This window comes from Streptomyces pseudoechinosporeus (genome assembly GCF_054783935.1).
Window position 1 is genome coordinate 318,815 of the sequence record NZ_BAAGPS010000050.1, and the last position, 371, is coordinate 319,185.

Consider the following 371-nt stretch of genomic DNA (forward strand, 5'->3'; position numbering starts at 1 on the left):
AGTCCCGACTTTCGTCCCTGCTCGACCCGTCGGTCTCACAGTCAAGCTCCCTTGTGCACTTACACTCACCACCTGATTGCCAACCAGGCTGAGGGAACCTTTGGGCGCCTCCGTTACTCTTTAGGAGGCAACCGCCCCAGTTAAACTACCCATCAGACACTGTCCCCGATCCGGATCACGGACCCGGGTTAGACATCCAGCACGACCAGACTGGTATTTCAACGGCGACTCACCATGAACTGGCGTCCACGTTTCAAAGTCTCCCAGCTATCCTACACAAGCCGAACCGAACACCAATATCAAACTGTAGTAAAGGTCCCGGGGTCTTTCCGTCCTGCTGCGCGAAACGAGCATCTTTACTCGTAGTGCAA

1 rRNA gene (cut by both window edges) is annotated in these 371 nt (G+C 55.0%); it reads right to left on the reverse strand.

Annotated elements, in window-relative coordinates:
- Positions 1 to 371: ribosomal RNA gene (locus tag ACYVO6_RS35650) — 23S ribosomal RNA — on the reverse strand (its annotated part extends past both window edges: 409 nt to the left, 492 nt to the right); the annotation flags it as partial.